Consider the following 15,806-nt stretch of genomic DNA (forward strand, 5'->3'; position numbering starts at 1 on the left):
AAAGGAACAGACCGATGTATGCACAGATGATCAAATCCACCGGCAAGGGCATCAAATCCCTCGACGAGATGGACCCCGAAGAGCGCGCCTTTCAGGAGCGCATCAATGCGGGTGGCAAGATCGAGCCCAAGGACTGGATGCCCGACGGCTACCGCAAGAACCTGATCCGCCAAATCGGCCAGCATGCGCATAGCGAGATCGTCGGCCAATTGCCCGAAGGCAACTGGATCACACGTGCTCCGACGCTCGAGCGCAAGGCGATCCTCTTGGCCAAGGTACAGGACGAGGCGGGCCACGGCCTCTACCTCTATTGCGCGGCGGAGACGCTCGGCGTGACCCGCGACCAGATGACCCGCGACCTGCTGTCGGGGAAAATGAAGTACTCGTCGATCTTCAATTATCCGACCCTAACATGGGCCGATATGGGCGCGGTCGGTTGGCTGGTCGACGGCGCCGCGATCATGAACCAAGTGCCTTTGCAGCGTACATCCTACGGCCCCTACGCCCGCGCCATGGTGCGGATCTGCAAGGAAGAAAGCTTCCACCAGCGCCAAGGCTTCGACATCATGATGAAGATGGCCAAGGGCACGGCAGCACAGCGCAAGATGGCCCAAGACGCGCTCAACCGTTTCTGGTTCCCGGCGCTGATGATGTTCGGCCCCTCGGACAAAGACTCGGTCCATTCCGCGCAGTCGATGGCGTGGAAGATCAAGATGAACACCAATGATGAGCTGCGCCAAAAGTTCGTCGACGAAACGGTGCCGCAGGCTGAATACCTCGGCCTCACCATCCCCGACGAGACCCTGAAGTTCAACGAAGAGACCGGCCATTACGATTTCGCCGAGCCGGACTGGGAAGAGTTCTTTCAGGTGCTTAAGGGCAATGGCCCCTGCAACACCGAACGGCTGGCGGCGCGCAACAAGGCTTGGGACGAAGGCCGTTGGGTGCGCGAGGGGCTTCTGGCCCACGCCGAGAAAAAGCGCAGCAGACAAATGGCAGCGGAGTAAGCGACATGAGCAGCCCTGAATCCAGCGAATACAAAGGCACCGAGGCCGCCCCCCACGGCAAGGCGCGCTCCACCGAATGGCCGCTGTGGGAAATCTTCATCCGTGGTCAGTACGGGCTGAGCCACCGCCACGTCGGCAGCCTGCACGCGGCAGACGCGGAAATGGCGATCAAGAACGCCCGCGACGTCTATACGCGCCGCAATGAAGGTGTGAGCATCTGGGCGGTCGAGGCCAGCGCCATCGCGGCCTCCTCCCCCGAGGAAAAAGGCGCGCTTTACGAGCCCGCCAATGACAAGGTTTACCGTCATCCGACCTTTTTCGACATTCCCGACGAAGTGGGGGCGATGTGAGCACCGATCCTAAGTTCGAATTCCTCTGCCGCATGGGCGACAACGCCCTTGTGCTGGGCCACCGCGTCTCGGAATGGTGCGGCACGGCTCCGGTGCTGGAAGAAGATATAGCGCTGGCCAATATGGCGCTCGACTTGATCGGGCAAACGCAGCTGTGGCTGGGCATGGCGGGTGAGGTCGAGGGCGCGGGGCGTGACGCCGATAAGCTGGCTTTTCGCCGCGATGTTTGGGATTTTCGCAATGTTTTGCTGGTCGAGCAGCCCAATGGCGACTTCGGCCAAACCATGATGCGGCAGTTCCTGTTCGACGCTTGGCATCTGGCGCAACTGACCGCATTGATCGATTCCAGCGATAAAGAGATCGCCGCCATTGCCGAGAAATCCGCCAAAGAGGTCACCTACCACCTCGAACGTTCCTCCGACACGGTGATCGGCCTTGGCGACGGGACCGAGGAAAGCCATCGTCGGATGCAGGCGGCGCTGGATCTGCTCTGGCCATATGTGGGGGAGATGTTCCTCGGCGATGATGTCGACGCTGCCATGAAAGATGCGGGCATCGCCCCTGATCCAGCCATCCTGCGCGCTGGCTACGACCAACTGGTCCGGGACACGCTCGCGGCAGCGACCCTGACCAAACCCGAAGATGATTTTGCCCATAGGGGCGGGAAAAGCGGCGCACGGCACAGCGAGCATCTGGGCCATATGCTGACCCAGATGCAGTGGCTGCAGCGCGCCTACCCGGACGCCACATGGTAAGATCCGCGCCCCACAGCCGCCCGGCCGCCGCGCCGGTGCCGGGGGTGGTGCGCGATACCGCCCCGCGCGGTGCCGCGTTGGCTGAAAAGCCCGCGTTAGAGACGGTTTGGGCATGGCTTTCGGCGATCCCGGACCCGGAGATCCCGGCCATTTCGCTTACCGATCTCGGCATCATCCGCGATGTGGCATGGGACGGCGATACTCTGGTTGTGACCATCACGCCGACCTATTCGGGGTGCCCGGCCACCAGCATCATCAACCTAGATATCGAGATGGCGTTGCGCGACCACGGCATCGAAAACCTGAACCTGAAACGGCAGCTTTCTCCGCCTTGGACCACCGATTGGATGAGTGACACTGGCCGTGCCAAGCTGGAATCTTACGGCATCGCGCCACCCCGCCCCGCCGGTGGGCCGCAACATTGCCCGCACTGCAAATCCACCGCGGTGGAGCGGATCAGCCAATTCGGCTCGACCCCCTGCAAGGCGCAATGGCGCTGCACCGAATGCCGTGAACCCTTCGACTATTTCAAATGTATCTGAGGCCCCGATGAGCCAGTTTCACCCCCTGTTAGTGACTGATATCCACCACACCATCCGCGATGCGGTGGTGCTGACGCTGAAGCCGGAAAACCCCGAAGCTTTTGCGTTTACCCAAGGCCAATACCTGACCTTCAAGCAAGACTTCGACGGCACCGAGCTGCGCCGGAACTATTCGATCTGCGCAGGTCTGGACGATGGCGAGCTGAAGGTCGGGATCAAGCGCGTCGATGGCGGGGCATTCTCGACCTATGCGAATACCGACTTGAAGGTCGGCGATACGCTCCACGCCATGCCGCCGCAGGGAAAATTCTTCACCGCGATCGAGCCGGAGGTGGCGAAAAATTACCTCGGGTTTGCGGGCGGGTCGGGCATCACGCCGGTGCTTTCGATCCTAAAGACTGTGCTGAAACGCGAGCCGAACTCGACCTTCACGCTGGTCTATGCCAACCGCGCGGTGAACACGATCATGTTCCGCGAGGAGCTTGAAGATCTCAAGAACCGCTACATGGGGCGGTTGACGGTGATCCACATCCTCGAATCCGGGCAGGACATGGAGCTCTTCGAGGGCCGCGTCGATCAGGACAAATGCAACGCGCTGTTCAAGCATTGGATCCAGATCGACACGATCGACACCGCCTTCATCTGCGGACCGGAGCCGATGATGCTGGCGATTGCCGAGGCGCTGAAGACCAATGGTCTCAGCGAGGAACAGATCAAGTTCGAACTGTTCAGCGAAAGCCAGCAGGGCCGTCTGGCGAAACAGGAAATGGCCAAGCGCAGCGAGGGCCAGAAGGGCACCGAAATCACCGTCATCATCGACGGCGCCCGGCGCAGTTTCACCATGCAGAAGGGCCAATCGGTGCTGGAAGCCGCACTAGAGAACGGTCAGGAAGCGCCGTTCTCTTGCAAGGCCGGGGTTTGTTCGACCTGCATGGGCAAGGTGCTTGAGGGCGAGGTCGAGATGATCTCGAACCACGCGCTTGAGGATTACGAGGTCGAGCGCGGTTATGTGTTGACCTGCCAGAGCTACCCGCTGAGCGATACGCTCACCATCGACTACGACACACACTAAAGGAGCCGACATGCGCGATATTCACAGTTACGCAGCAGGCGAGTGGCTGGCCCCGGGCGCGGGCGCCCGCAACATCGCCAGCGCCATCACTGGCGAAGTGATCGCCCAAGCCGGAAACGATGCGCTGAATGTGCAGGCGATGCTGGGCTTTGCCCGCGAGCACGGCGGCCCTTCCTTGCGCGCGATGACCTTCCATGACCGCGCGCGGATGCTCAAAGCGCTGGCGCTGCACCTGATGGAGCACAAACAGGCGCTCTATGACCTGAGCTACGACACCGGCGCCACGCTCTCGGACCACAAGATCGACGTGGACGGCGGCATCGGCACCATGCTGGTCTTCGCCTCCAAAGGCCGTCGCGAGATGCCGGACGCGCATGTCTATCTCGACGGCGCGCCCGAGCAACTGGGCCGCGAAGGGCAGTTCATGGGCCGCCACATCTGCACCCCGCTGCAGGGCGTGGCGGTGCATATCAACGCCTTCAACTTCCCGGTCTGGGGCATGTTGGAAAAGCTCGCCCCGACCCTGCTCGCAGGTGTCCCGGCGATCGTGAAACCGGCTACTGCGACTTGCTATGTTACCGAACATTGTGTGCGCTTGATGCTGGACAGCGGGCTGCTGCCCAAAGGCGCACTGCAACTGGTCAGCGGCGGTCTGGGCGATATGCTGGACCACCTTGATTGTCAGGATTCCGTGGCCTTCACTGGCTCTGCTGACACCGCGCTGAAACTGCGGAGCAATCCGAAGCTGCTGCAAAACTCGGTGCGCTTTACCTCTGAGCAGGACAGCCTTAACGCCTCTGTCCTCGGCCCCGATGCCACGCCCGGCACGCCGGAGTTTGACCTCTTCGTCAAAGAAGTGCAGCGTGAGATGACTGCCAAAGCAGGTCAGAAATGTACCGCGATCCGCCGCGTCATGGTGCCAGAGGCACAGGTCGACGCGGTGATCTCAGCGCTCTCAGAACGGTTGGCGAAAACCATCATCGGCGACCCGCGAGATGAAAATACCCGCATGGGGGCGCTGGTCTCCAACAGTCAGAAACGTGACGTATTGGAGAAAGTCGCGCTGCTGAGTGCCGAGGCGGAGCGGATTTTCGGCGACCCTGAAGACTTTACCGTGAAAGGCGCGGACCGCGACAAGGGCGCCTTCTTGCCGCCGATGCTGTTCCATTGCGCCGATCCGGATAAGGCCGAGCGCGTGCATGACACCGAAGCTTTCGGCCCTGTCTCCACTCTCATGCCCTACCGCGATCTGGCCCATGCCACACAGCTGCTGAACCGCGGCCAAGGCTCTCTAGTGGCCTCCATCATCACCAACGATGGTGAAGTCGCGCGCGAACTGACCAAGGGCTCGGCAGCCTTCCACGGGCGGCTTTATTTCAACAACCGCAAATCCATGGGTGAGGCGACGGGCCACGGCTCCCCGCTGCCGCATATGGTGCATGGCGGGCCGGGCCGCGCAGGCGGCGGCGAAGAGCTGGGCGGCATTCGCGGCGTGATGCATTACATGCAGCGCACCGCTATTCAGGGCAGCCCCGACATCCTGACGGCCATCGGCAAACAGTGGGTTCCGGGTGCGGAAGAGATCACCGACCGCGACCACCCTTTCACCCGCCGCTTCACTGAGTTGGACTTGGGCGAGACCTTTTATTCCAAGTCCCGCGAAATCTCGCTCGAAGATATTGAGACCTTCGCCAATTTCACCGGCGACACGTTCTATGCCCATATGGACGACGAGGCCGCCGCCGCGAACCCGTTCTTCCCCGGCCGCGTGGCACATGGCTACCTGTTGCTCAGCTTTGCTGCGGGTCTGTTCGTGCAGCCTGATCCGGGTCCGGTGCTGGCCAATACGGGTCTCGACAATCTTCGCTTCCTTGAACCTGTCTCTGCCGGGGACAGCATGAAGGTGCGGCTAAGTGTCAAACACAAAACCCCCCGCAACGAGGAATATGGCGAGGTGCGCTGGCATGTGACCCTGACAAACCAGCGCGAGGAGGCGGTCGCGGAATATGACCTGCTGACGATGAATGCCCTCTGATTCTACCCTTCCCGCCGTCGCGGCCTTCTCTAGCCTAGGTGGCCAGCGGGTCTGGTCGCTGATGGTCAGCCTTTTCGGCGATCTGGCGCAGGGAGAGGGTGATGCGATCGACGGACCGGTCCTATCGACGATCATGGGGGCACTCGACGTGCGGCCAGAGGCAAGTCGCGTGGCGCTGCACAGGCTGCGGAATGACGGCTGGTTGCAGTCCCATAAAGTGGGCCGGATCAGCCAGCATAGTCTGACCGCGCAGGGTCGCGCGGAAAGTGCCGCCGCCAGCCCCCGCATCTATGCCGCGCCACCTGATTTGTTAGAGCCTTGGCAGATGGTGATGACCGAAGAGAACGGGCGCGAGACGGATGCCGCCCTGCGCGCCGCCGGGTTCATCCCTGCCCTGCCACGCGCCTATGTAGGGCCCGTCGGCAAAGCACCTGAAGGCTGCCTTGCCCTGCGCGGAGAAACCCCGCCCGATTGGCTGCGCCGCGCTGTAGAGCCTGCGGAACTTGAATCAGAATATGACGCATTGCTTGTCGCGCTGACGACGACCGAAAATGAACTGGCCCGCGTCCGCCATATGGACGCAGTTGATGTTGCCGTGCTGCGCTGCCTTATCGTGCACAACTGGCGGCGCTTGGCTCTGAAACACCCTGCCCTGCCCGGTGGGGTGATCCGACCCAATTGGTCCGGCTACCAGTGCCACCTGCTGGTCGATCAAATGCTGCGCCGCTATCCCCAGCCCGCCTTGCAAGATTTAGCCGCCACCTCAGCAGCGGGATGAGCCTGTGCAAAGCGCTGCTTTCCCATGGCGGGCAAGCGCGGTATAGACGACGGCATGACAAATTTCCTCTATCAGAATGACCTGCCGGATGACCTCGACCTTGGGCCGATGGTCGCCATTGATTGCGAGACGATGGGCCTCCACCCGCACCGCGACCGACTTTGCGTTGTGCAGCTGTCGGGCGGCGATGGTCACGCACATCTGGTGCAGGTCGCCAAGGGCCAGACCGAGGCGCCGAACCTCTGCGCACTGCTGGAAAATCCCCATGTGCTGAAGCTGTTTCACTACGGTCGCTTCGACATCGCCGCGATGCTCAACACCTTTGGTGCCACCGCCGCACCAGTCTATTGCACCAAGATCGCCAGCCGTTTGGTGCGCACTTACACAGACCGGCACGGACTTGCCAAACTTTGCCAAGAACTGCTGAGTGTCGACATCTCGAAACAGCAGCAATCCAGCGATTGGGGGGCCGAAAAACTGACCCAAGCGCAGATCGACTATGCCGCGTCGGATGTGCTGTATCTGCACCGTCTGCGCGATGAACTTAACAAACGCCTGATACGCGAAGGTCGGATGGACATGGCGCAGGCCTGTTTCGATTTCCTGCCGGTGCGCGCCAAGCTGGATCTGGAGGGATGGCCGGACACGGACATCTTCGCACACACATGAACACACCTTTCCTCGACACCGCCCGCCGCGTGATCCGCTGCGAATCCGATGCGCTGATCCAGCTTGCCGAGAGCCTTGATGATCGTTTTCGAGCCGCCGTTGATCTGATGCGCGCCTGCAAGGGCCGCATCATCGTTACTGGCATCGGTAAATCGGGCCATATCGGCAACAAAATCGCAGCGACCTTGGCCTCTACCGGCACGCCCGCACAATTCGTGCACCCGGCAGAGGCAAGCCACGGCGATCTGGGCATGATCACCGCCGCCGACGTGGTGCTGGCGATTTCAAACTCGGGCGAGGCACCGGAACTGGCGAACCTTATCGCCTATTCGCGCCGCTATGCGATCCCGCTCATCGGCATCACCAGCCGCCCCGACAGCAGCCTTGGACGTCACAGTGACGTGGTGCTGGAACTGCCCCGCGCGGCAGAGGCCTGCGGCACCGGCGTGGTGCCCACCACTTCGACGACGCTGACGCTGGCGATGGGCGATGCGGTGGCCGTGGCCCTGATGGAGAACCGCGCCTTCACCGCCGAACATTTCCGCGACTTCCACCCCGGCGGCAAGTTGGGCGCGCGGCTGAGCCGCGTGGCCGATCTGATGCATGTAGGCGATGCGCTGCCCGTGGTCTCTGCCGATGCCCCAATGGCCGACGCATTGAGCGAGATCAGCCGCAAGGGCTTTGGTGTGGTCTGCGTAACAGATAAGGCAGGTGCCCTGTCGGGGATCATCACCATGGGCGACCTTGCGCGCCACCTTGACGGTTTGATGACCATGACCGCGGAAGAAGTCATGACCTCCGCGCCAATCACCATCGGCCCGGAAGAATTGGCAGAAAAAGCCGTTGGCGTAATGAACAACCGCAAGATCACCTGCCTGATCGTTACGGACCCCTCGCAAAACGATGGCAAGACGCCGCTAGGCCTGCTGCATATCCATGACTGCCTGCGCGTCGGGCTGGGCTAAAGCGCGATGAAGGCCGATCGCCACTCACGCGTTGTTTCTTGGCTGAAAGTGCTCTTTCCGCTGATCGCGTTGGCGCTGTTGTCGACCCTGTTCCTGCTGTCGCGCGCGATTGAACCGCAGGCGGTGATCCCATTTGCGGATAAAGAAGTGCAAGAACGTCTGCGCGATCAGCAAATTACCGGCCCTTTCTATTCCGGCACCACGGCGGATGGCGATCTGATTTCATTTTCTGCCGAAAAGCTGACAACCCCCGGCGGCGTAAGCGGCACGAATGAAGCCGTAGACCTTGAGGCCACACTAGACTTGCAGGGGGGCGCCAAGATCACCCTTCAATCCAGCCGCGGCAGATTTGATACCGGCGCAGAGGAGGCGGAACTGGCAGGCGATGTGAAGATCAACACTTCGACCGGCTACCAGATCCTCTCTGAGCGGATGACATCGAACCTCACTACACTAGATCTTCTATCGCCTGGCCCGGTCGAAGCGACCAGCCCGGCGGGCGAGATCACCGCCGGAAGCATGGCAATCACCAATCGGCAGAACAGCGCCGGCTCGCAATTGCTTTTCACTAAGGGTGTGAAACTGATATACACGCCGCAAGCAACGAAAGAGTAAATGCCTTGAGACAATCGTTTATTTTGATGCTGCCGCTGCTTTTCGCGCTGCAGGCCGCCCCTGTCTCTGCTCAATCGGCAAGCGTGGCCTTTGGCGCGTTAGAGCAAGATACCAGCCTGCCTGTCGAAGTGACCGCAGACAATCTATCGGTTGATAACGCATCAGGCACCGCAGTTTTCACTGGTAACGTCCTGATTTCCCAAGGTGAAATGACCCTTTCTGCCGGTAAGGTGCAGGTGATTTATCGTGCGGCGGACCAAGGTATTGCCAAGCTTGAGGCGACCGGCGGCGTGGTCTTGGTTGCGGGCGAAGACGCCGCTGAATCGCAGCGCGCCGACTATGACATCGACGCGGGCACCTTGGTAATGAGCGGCGACGTATTGATGACCCAAGGCGCAAGTGCGCTGAGTGCGCAGGAAATGACGGTGAATCTCACCAGCGGTACGGCGCAGATGTCGGGACGTGTGAAAACCATTCTGCAGCCCGGCAGCGCCAACTGATGCCCCCCGAGCTCAAGGTTGCCGAGGGCGAATCCGGCCTGCGGATCAGCCATCTGCGTAAATCATACCGCAAAAAAGCGGTGATCCGCGATTTCTCGATGGAGCTTGACCGCGGTGAGGTCGTGGCGCTTTTGGGTCCAAACGGCTCGGGCAAGACAACCACTTTCTATGCCGTGGCCGGGCTGGTCACGCCCGAAGGTGGCCGCGTGACAGTGGACGGCAAGGATGTGACCACCCTGCCCATGTATCGCCGCGCGCAGCTTGGGATCGGTTATCTACCGCAGGAAATGAGCATCTTTCGCGGGCTGTCGGTGCAGGACAACATTAGCGCAATCCTTGATATTCGGGTGAAGCACCGTCACCAACGCCGTGAACGGCTCGAAGAATTGCTGACCGAGTTTTCTATCGAACACCTGCGCCGCGCACCCGCGTTGGCGCTGTCGGGGGGGGAGCGTCGCCGCGTCGAAATCGCCCGCTGTCTGGCCGCCAATCCCAGTTACTTGTTGCTTGATGAACCTTTCGCCGGGGTCGATCCGATTTCAGTCGGAGACATCCGGCAATTGGTCGCCGATCTTAAAAAACGCGGCATTGGCGTGCTGATTACTGACCACAATGTCCGCGAAACCCTAGAGATCGTAGACCGTGCCTATATCCTGCACGAAGGCAAGGTATTAATGTCGGGAACGCCCGAAGAAGTTGTGCAAAACGAGAATGTGCGCCGCGTCTACTTGGGCGATAACTTCCGCATTTCCTAAGACTTAGCGCTTTCTTGCCAATTGGCGAGCGCCCGGCGAAGCATTGCCTGCGCTTTGCAAGAAACCGCTCTGATTGTAATCATTAAACGCCATCGGCGTCATCGGCGCCATTGACTTTCAAACGGAAAAGCGGCCTCATTGATCTATGGTGAAATCGCGTTCCTGTTTGATCCTGCATCGCCCTTCCCGCGAAGGAACGGTCAAAATCATCCTGGTCGCAGCACCATTCCTCCATATCTGATAATTGCCCCCGTTCCACACTCGTGGACCGTTTGGCAATGTTCGGAACAAGAAAGACAAGGAGACGATATGCGGTATCAGATCAGTGGCAAACAGATCGACATTGGCGATGCGCTCCGGACACATGTCCGGACGGAACTGGACGAGGCGGTTGGCAAGTATGCCGAACGCCCGACCGATGCCATGGTGGTGTTTTCCAAAACGGGCCACGAATTTGCCTGTGAGGCAACTGTGCATCTTTCCACCGGTCTCAACGCGTCGGCCAAGGCCAAGGCGACAGAGATCTATGCCGCCTTCGATAGCTGCTGCGAAAAGATGGAGAAACAGCTGCGCCGCTATAAGCGCCGCCTGAAGGACCATCACAAAGATCGCGCCGAACCGGTTGAACTTCTGGGGGCATCCTCCTATATCCTCGCGTCAGACAGCGATTCAGATGCGCAGGAACCTGATACCCTCCAACCCATGATCATTGCAGAGATGCAGACGAAGGTACCAACTTTGTCTGTCGGCGAAGCAGTGATGCAGATGGAATTGTCGGGCGATCCAGTGCTATTGTTTCGCAAGGAAGGCCAGGAAGGGATGAATGTCGTGTACCGCCGCGAAGACGGCAACATCGGCTGGATCGACCCTTCGTAACCCACGGCGGTAAACTCCGCCAAAGAGCAGGGCGAGCGGAATGGATTTCGGCAAACTCCTCAAGCCAGAGGCCGTGAAGGTTTTGACTTCGGCTTCGAGCAAGAAGCGTCTGATGCAGGATATCGGCGAACTCGTCCAGCAGGCCTATGGGCTGCCGGCCGGTCAGGTGGTGGATGCGCTGATGACGCGCGAGACCCTCGGGCCGACCGGCGTTGGTCATGGTGTCGCCCTGCCTCATGCGCGAATGAATGGCATCGACAAGGTCGTCGGTGCCTTCGTCTTGCTGGACAAGCCGATTGATTTCTCTTCGGTCGACCGTCAGCCGGTCGATGTGGCCTTTGCCCTCTTCGCCCCCGAAGATGCGGGGGTGGAGCACCTCAAGGCGCTGGCACTGGTTGCCCGCACATTGCGTGACAGCAGCATCTGTACCAAGCTGCGGTCGAACCCAGACCCGGCAACGCTTTATACGATCCTGACCGAAGACAAGGCCGACAAGGCCGCCTAAGACCTATCAGACCGCTGCGGGCTCTGCCTCTTTCGGGGTGGGCGCGCCGCGGCTCGCTTTCTTCTCTCCCAACATCAACATCGCCGGTGTCACCACGAGCGTCAGCACCGTGGCAACCACCAGACCGCCCGCAATGGCCGAACTTAGTTCGGTCCACCACTGCGTTGATGGCGCGCCATAGACGATCTCGCGGGTGAAGAAGTTGATGTTGAGGCCGATCACCATGGGCATCAGGCCAAGCGCCGTGGTGACCGAGGTCAGCACCACGGGCCGCAAACGCTGCGCCCCGGTGCGCAAGGCGGCCTCTAGCGGCGACAGCCCCAGTTTCTTGAGATCGTTATAGGTGTCGATCAGAACGATATTGTTGTTCACCACGATCCCCGCCAGCGCGATCACCCCGATGCCGCCCATGACCACCCCGAAGGGCCGTCCGGTAATCAGCAGGCCAAAGAGCACCCCGGCGATCGAAAAGACGATGGCCGACATGACGACGAAGGCTTGGTAAAAGCTGTTGAATTGGATCACGAGGATCACGAACATCAGGAAAATCGCGGTAATAAACGCCCCCGCGAGGAAAATCATCGATTCCTGCTGGTCCTCCGCCTCCCCGGCGAAGGAGGCCTCGACACCCGGCGGCAGGTCCATCGCGTCAATCGCGCTGCGCAGGGCGACGGTTTGGTCGTTCACCAGAACGCCCGGCGCAACATTGGCCTCGATCGTGACCACCCGCTCTTGATCCACCCGCGTGATCGTGCCGGTCCGCGGACTCGGCTCAAAAGTCACGAAGTTCGAGATCGGCACCAGCCCTGCGGAGGTCGGCACGCGCAGCGATTGCAACTCTTCCAGCGTGCGCTCATCGGAGGGGAAGCGCACGTTGATGTCGATGGAGCCTTCGGCATCGTCGGGCCGGTAATCCGCGACCGTGATGCCCCGTGTCAGTAGTTGCACCGCCTGCCCGAGGGTCGAGATATCGGCCCCGAACCGCGCGGCCTCGGACCTGTTCACGGCGATGCGCCATTCCACCCCCGGCAGGGGGCGCGAGTCGGTCACATCGGTGAAACCGCCGATATCGGCCATCTTCTCGCGAATCTGATCCACCACCTGCTGCTGCACCTGCGGGTCATGGGCCTTGATCCGCAGATTGACGGGTTTGCCCGCCGAGGGGCCGTTCGATGCGGTCTGCACCTGCACGTCGATCCCCGGAATGGCCGCCATCTCGGTCCGGATTTCCTCGCCTATGATAGCGGCGGGGCGGCGTTCGTCCCACTCGGTGAACTCAACCTGAATGGTGCCGATCAGATCAGCACTGTCGCGGTTGCTGCTGCCGGTGCGGGCATAGACGCTGGCGATCTCGTCATAGGCAAAGAGGCGCTGTTCGACCTGCCGCACCAGCGCGTCTTGTTCGTAGATCGAGAAATTGTCCCGCGCACGCACCTGCACCTGCGCAAAATCAGGCTCTACATCGGGGAAAAAGGTGATGCCGTTGCCGAATTGCGCATAGGCCGTAAAGCCGCCCATCAGCATGGAGATGGCAAGGATCAGGGTCATCCACGGGCGCAGGATGGCGAATTGCAGCAGTTTGACATAGCCGCCGGTAAAGCCCTTCAGGTCACGCGGGTCGCCCTGTTCGGCGGCATGGAGCGTCGCCTTATCCTTGGCCGATTGCGGGGGGCGCTTGCCGATAATCCCGCCGACGACGGGGATAAAGACCAGCGCCATGAAAAGCGATGCGGTCAGGGTCAGGATCACCGTGATGGGCAGGAATTTCATGAACTCCCCCACCGTGCCGGTCCAGAACAGCAGCGGGAAAAACACGCTGAGTGTTGTCGCCGTCGAGGCGATGATAGGCCATGCCATGCGCTTGGCGGCATGGGCATAGGCGGCGCGGGGCGAATGCCCCTCTTGCAGGCGGCGGTCGGCCAGTTCGGTGGTCACGATAGCCCCGTCCACCAGCATCCCCACCACAAGGATCAGTGAAAACAGCACCACGAGGTTCATCGTGTAGCCCATAACCCAAAGCGCCGTGACCCCGGCCAAGAAGGCCCCCGGAATGGCCAAGCCCACCAGCAGGGCCGAGCGGACGCCCAAGGCCCAGACGATCACGATCATCACAAGGATCACCGCCGCGATAACATTGGCCTCAAGATCGCTGAGCATGTCTTGGACCTGCTCGGATTCGTCTTGGGTGTATTTGACGGTGATGCTGTCGGGCCATTCCGCGCGCATCTCGTCAATCAATTCGCGCACCGCCGCGACTGTCTCGATAATATTCGCGCCCGAGCGTTTCTTGATCTCAAGCGCCAGCGCGGGCTGGCCATCAATGCGGGCAAAGCCAGTCGGGTCTTTGAAGGTTCGGCGGATCGTGGCGACATCGGCAAAGGTCACCACCGTATCGCCGCGCACCTTGATCGGCAGCGACATGACGTCTTCGACATTCTCGATCAGCCCCGGCACCTTGAGCACCAGCCGCCCCGCGCCGCTTTCAATCGCCCCCGCCGCGATCAGGCGGTTGTTGCGGTTGATCTGGCTGATCAACTCTTCAAAGGAGATGTTGTAGGTCTCGAACACCGTGGGGTCGATCAGCACCTCCAGCAGTTCCGTACGCTCACCGCCGACATCGACCTCAAGCACACCTGACAGCCCCTCAATCGCGTCCTTCAACTCCTCCGAAATGGTGTTGAGCGTCCGTTCCGGCACCGGGCCGGACAGGATCGCGGTCAGGATCGGAAAAAGCGCGGTGTTGATCTCGGTCACGACCGGATCGGTGGCGTCTTCGGGCAGGTCCGACTTGGCCCGGTCCACGCCTTCGCGCACCTTGTCGAGCGCCTCGTCGGAATCAAAACCGGGCTCGAACTCCAACTGCACCGAGGCATGACCTTCAGCCCCGTTGGAAGTGATCTGTTTCAACCCGGTAATGGCACTGAGTTCGGTCTCAAGCGGTTCGACCAACAGCCGTTCGCTATCTTCCGGAGAGATGCCTTCGAGCGAGGTCGAGACATAGAGTGTTGGGATCGGAATCTCGGGCGAGCTTTCCTTGGGGATGCCGATATAGGCATAGGCACCGACGGCCAAGATCATCACCAAGCTCAGGATCACCACGCGTGCGCGGCTGAAAGCGGCGTCGATCAGTGTGTTCATTCCACCTGCTCCGGCTGGGCAGCTTCGGCGCTGCCCGTGATCTGGCTGTTGCCCGCCGGGGTTTCCTCAAGTTCATCCAGTTCCGGCACGCCCGCTGAGGGCAGTTCTTCGGCGGGGTCTTCGTTACTTGTCTCTGGCTGCGGGTCGACCACCTCGCCATCATTCACGAAGCCCTGCCCGATGGTGATGATCTGGCTCTCATCCGGCAGGCCCGCGATCCAGATACCGTCGGTCTGAGCCCGAACGATCGCGATTTTGTTAAAGACAACCTTATTGTCGCCATTCACCGTTTTAACACCCAAAGTGCCATTTGTATCCAGCGACAGGATTGCAGGAGAGACGAAATGCGCGCGGGTCTCGCCCGTGGGAATGCGCACACGGGCAGAGATACCCGCTGGGATCGCGCCATCAGCGTTTTCGACCCTAATCTCGGCGGTAAAAGTGCGGGTCTCGGCGCTGGCGCTGCTTGAGACGAACTGCACCTTGCCCTGCGCTTCTGCGCCGGTGATGAACATCACCTCGGCATTTTGCCCTTCTTTGATGTCTTTCAGCGCCTGTTGTGGCACCTGCACCTGAATCGTCAGCGGGGTGTTATCCACCAACCGCGCGATTTCCTCGCCGGTTGAGACGAACTCGCCCGCAGAGATATCCAACATCTCAAGCCGCCCGGGAAAGGGCGCGCGAATTTCGGTGTTGTTCAGTGCTTCTTCGGCCGTGGTGACAGCCGCTTGCGCTGCGGCCAAGGTTGCCCGCGCTTGGCTGACCCGATCAACGGTAGAGACGCCTCGGTTCAACAAGGCTTCGGCATTGTCATACTCGCGCTGCGCGCGGTTCAATTCCTCTCGGGCGCGTGCCAGATCGGAATCGCGCGCAGCAGTGCTAAGCCGGGCGATCAGATCACCCGCTGCGACCTCGGCACCTTTGGCAACCAGAACCTCGGCGATTTCGCCCCCTGATTCCGCGCGTACCATAGTATCACGATCCGGCAGCGCTTGGCCTTCGGCCACGAAGACCTGTGTCACACTGTCAGCCTGAGAGCCGCGTACGGCAACTGTGACCGCTTTGGCCGCGATTGGCGCGGGCGCGGCTTCCTGCTCCTCTTCAGATGGAAGGATATAGCCGCTGCCCATCCACAGGCCGATCAGCAGCGCGATCCCTCCAGCGATGAATTTCGACCGTTTAGAGCCGGCATCGCTATCAAAAGAGAGCGTCTGACGCTCTTGGGATGTGTCACTCATTAATAG

At 60.7% G+C, this 15,806-nt stretch carries 16 protein-coding genes; 14 read left to right on the top strand and 2 right to left on the bottom strand.

Features of this window, described 5'->3' with window-relative positions:
* Positions 1-14: 14 nt before the first annotated feature.
* The 14 genes from paaA to ACSQ16_RS18575 all read left to right on the top strand — a co-directional run bounded on the left by paaA (position 15) and on the right by ACSQ16_RS18575 (position 11,424).
* Positions 15-1,007, top strand: coding sequence for a 1,2-phenylacetyl-CoA epoxidase subunit PaaA (gene paaA / locus ACSQ16_RS18510; RefSeq protein ID WP_243261952.1), 993 nt, complete (start codon positions 15-17; stop codon positions 1,005-1,007).
* Between the two features lie 5 nt (positions 1,008-1,012).
* Complete coding sequence (paaB, locus tag ACSQ16_RS18515) at positions 1,013-1,357, top strand: 1,2-phenylacetyl-CoA epoxidase subunit PaaB (protein ID WP_243261951.1); 345 nt, start codon at positions 1,013-1,015, stop codon at positions 1,355-1,357.
* 32 nt (positions 1,358-1,389) lie between these two features.
* Positions 1,390-2,112 carry a 1,2-phenylacetyl-CoA epoxidase subunit PaaC gene (paaC, locus tag ACSQ16_RS18520; protein WP_243263242.1) on the top strand — a complete coding sequence of 241 codons (723 nt, stop codon included), beginning with the start codon at positions 1,390-1,392 and terminating at the stop codon, positions 2,110-2,112.
* Positions 2,106-2,654 (top strand): 1,2-phenylacetyl-CoA epoxidase subunit PaaD, encoded by a 549-nt coding sequence (gene paaD / locus ACSQ16_RS18525; protein WP_243261949.1) that lies wholly within the window; start codon positions 2,106-2,108, stop codon positions 2,652-2,654. The genes paaC and paaD overlap by 7 nt, the downstream gene beginning before the upstream one ends.
* A 7-nt stretch (positions 2,655-2,661) precedes the next feature.
* Positions 2,662-3,726 (top strand): 2Fe-2S iron-sulfur cluster-binding protein, encoded by a 1,065-nt coding sequence (locus ACSQ16_RS18530; RefSeq protein WP_243261948.1) that lies wholly within the window; start codon positions 2,662-2,664, stop codon positions 3,724-3,726.
* A gap of 10 nt (positions 3,727-3,736) precedes the next feature.
* Complete coding sequence (gene paaZ / locus ACSQ16_RS18535) at positions 3,737-5,761, top strand: phenylacetic acid degradation bifunctional protein PaaZ (protein WP_317405567.1); 2,025 nt, start codon at positions 3,737-3,739, stop codon at positions 5,759-5,761.
* Complete coding sequence (locus tag ACSQ16_RS18540) at positions 5,751-6,539, top strand: PaaX family transcriptional regulator C-terminal domain-containing protein (protein ID WP_243261946.1); 789 nt, start codon at positions 5,751-5,753, stop codon at positions 6,537-6,539. The genes paaZ and ACSQ16_RS18540 overlap by 11 nt, the downstream gene beginning before the upstream one ends.
* Before the next feature lie 54 nt (positions 6,540-6,593).
* Positions 6,594-7,208 carry a ribonuclease D gene (locus tag ACSQ16_RS18545; RefSeq protein ID WP_243261945.1) on the top strand — a complete coding sequence of 205 codons (615 nt, stop codon included), beginning with the start codon at positions 6,594-6,596 and terminating at the stop codon, positions 7,206-7,208.
* On the top strand, positions 7,205-8,173 hold the full coding sequence (locus ACSQ16_RS18550) for a KpsF/GutQ family sugar-phosphate isomerase (RefSeq protein WP_243261944.1): 969 nt from the start codon (positions 7,205-7,207) through the stop codon (positions 8,171-8,173). Before ACSQ16_RS18545 ends, ACSQ16_RS18550 begins: the two co-directional genes overlap by 4 nt.
* Before the next feature lie 6 nt (positions 8,174-8,179).
* Entirely contained in the window at positions 8,180-8,788 is a 609-nt protein-coding gene (gene lptC / locus ACSQ16_RS18555; protein ID WP_243261943.1) for an LPS export ABC transporter periplasmic protein LptC, read from the top strand.
* 26 nt (positions 8,789-8,814) lie between these two features.
* Complete coding sequence (gene lptA, locus ACSQ16_RS18560; protein WP_243263241.1) at positions 8,815-9,288, top strand: lipopolysaccharide transport periplasmic protein LptA; 474 nt, start codon at positions 8,815-8,817, stop codon at positions 9,286-9,288.
* On the top strand, positions 9,285-10,043 hold the full coding sequence (gene lptB / locus ACSQ16_RS18565; protein ID WP_243267747.1) for an LPS export ABC transporter ATP-binding protein: 759 nt from the start codon (positions 9,285-9,287) through the stop codon (positions 10,041-10,043). The genes lptA and lptB overlap by 4 nt, the downstream gene beginning before the upstream one ends.
* Positions 10,044-10,352: 309 nt before the next feature.
* Positions 10,353-10,919, top strand: coding sequence for a ribosome hibernation-promoting factor, HPF/YfiA family (gene hpf / locus ACSQ16_RS18570; RefSeq protein WP_093927686.1), 567 nt, complete (start codon positions 10,353-10,355; stop codon positions 10,917-10,919).
* 40 nt (positions 10,920-10,959) lie between these two features.
* Positions 10,960-11,424 carry a PTS sugar transporter subunit IIA gene (locus tag ACSQ16_RS18575; protein WP_093927685.1) on the top strand — a complete coding sequence of 155 codons (465 nt, stop codon included), beginning with the start codon at positions 10,960-10,962 and terminating at the stop codon, positions 11,422-11,424.
* Positions 11,425-11,430: 6 nt separating this feature from the next.
* Here the strand turns inward: ACSQ16_RS18575 and ACSQ16_RS18580 are convergent, their stop codons facing one another.
* Both ACSQ16_RS18580 and ACSQ16_RS18585 read right to left on the bottom strand, forming a co-directional pair.
* Positions 11,431-14,562 carry an efflux RND transporter permease subunit gene (locus tag ACSQ16_RS18580; RefSeq protein WP_243261942.1) on the bottom strand — a complete coding sequence of 1,044 codons (3,132 nt, stop codon included), beginning with the start codon at positions 14,560-14,562 and terminating at the stop codon, positions 11,431-11,433.
* A complete protein-coding gene (locus tag ACSQ16_RS18585; protein WP_243261941.1) occupies positions 14,559-15,800 on the bottom strand; it encodes an efflux RND transporter periplasmic adaptor subunit in 1,242 nt (413 codons plus the stop codon). The genes ACSQ16_RS18580 and ACSQ16_RS18585 overlap by 4 nt, the downstream gene beginning before the upstream one ends.
* Positions 15,801-15,806 lie beyond the last annotated feature (6 nt).

Source organism: Sulfitobacter sp. SH24 (assembly GCF_965641895.1).
GTDB lineage: Bacteria > Pseudomonadota > Alphaproteobacteria > Rhodobacterales > Rhodobacteraceae > Sulfitobacter > Sulfitobacter dubius.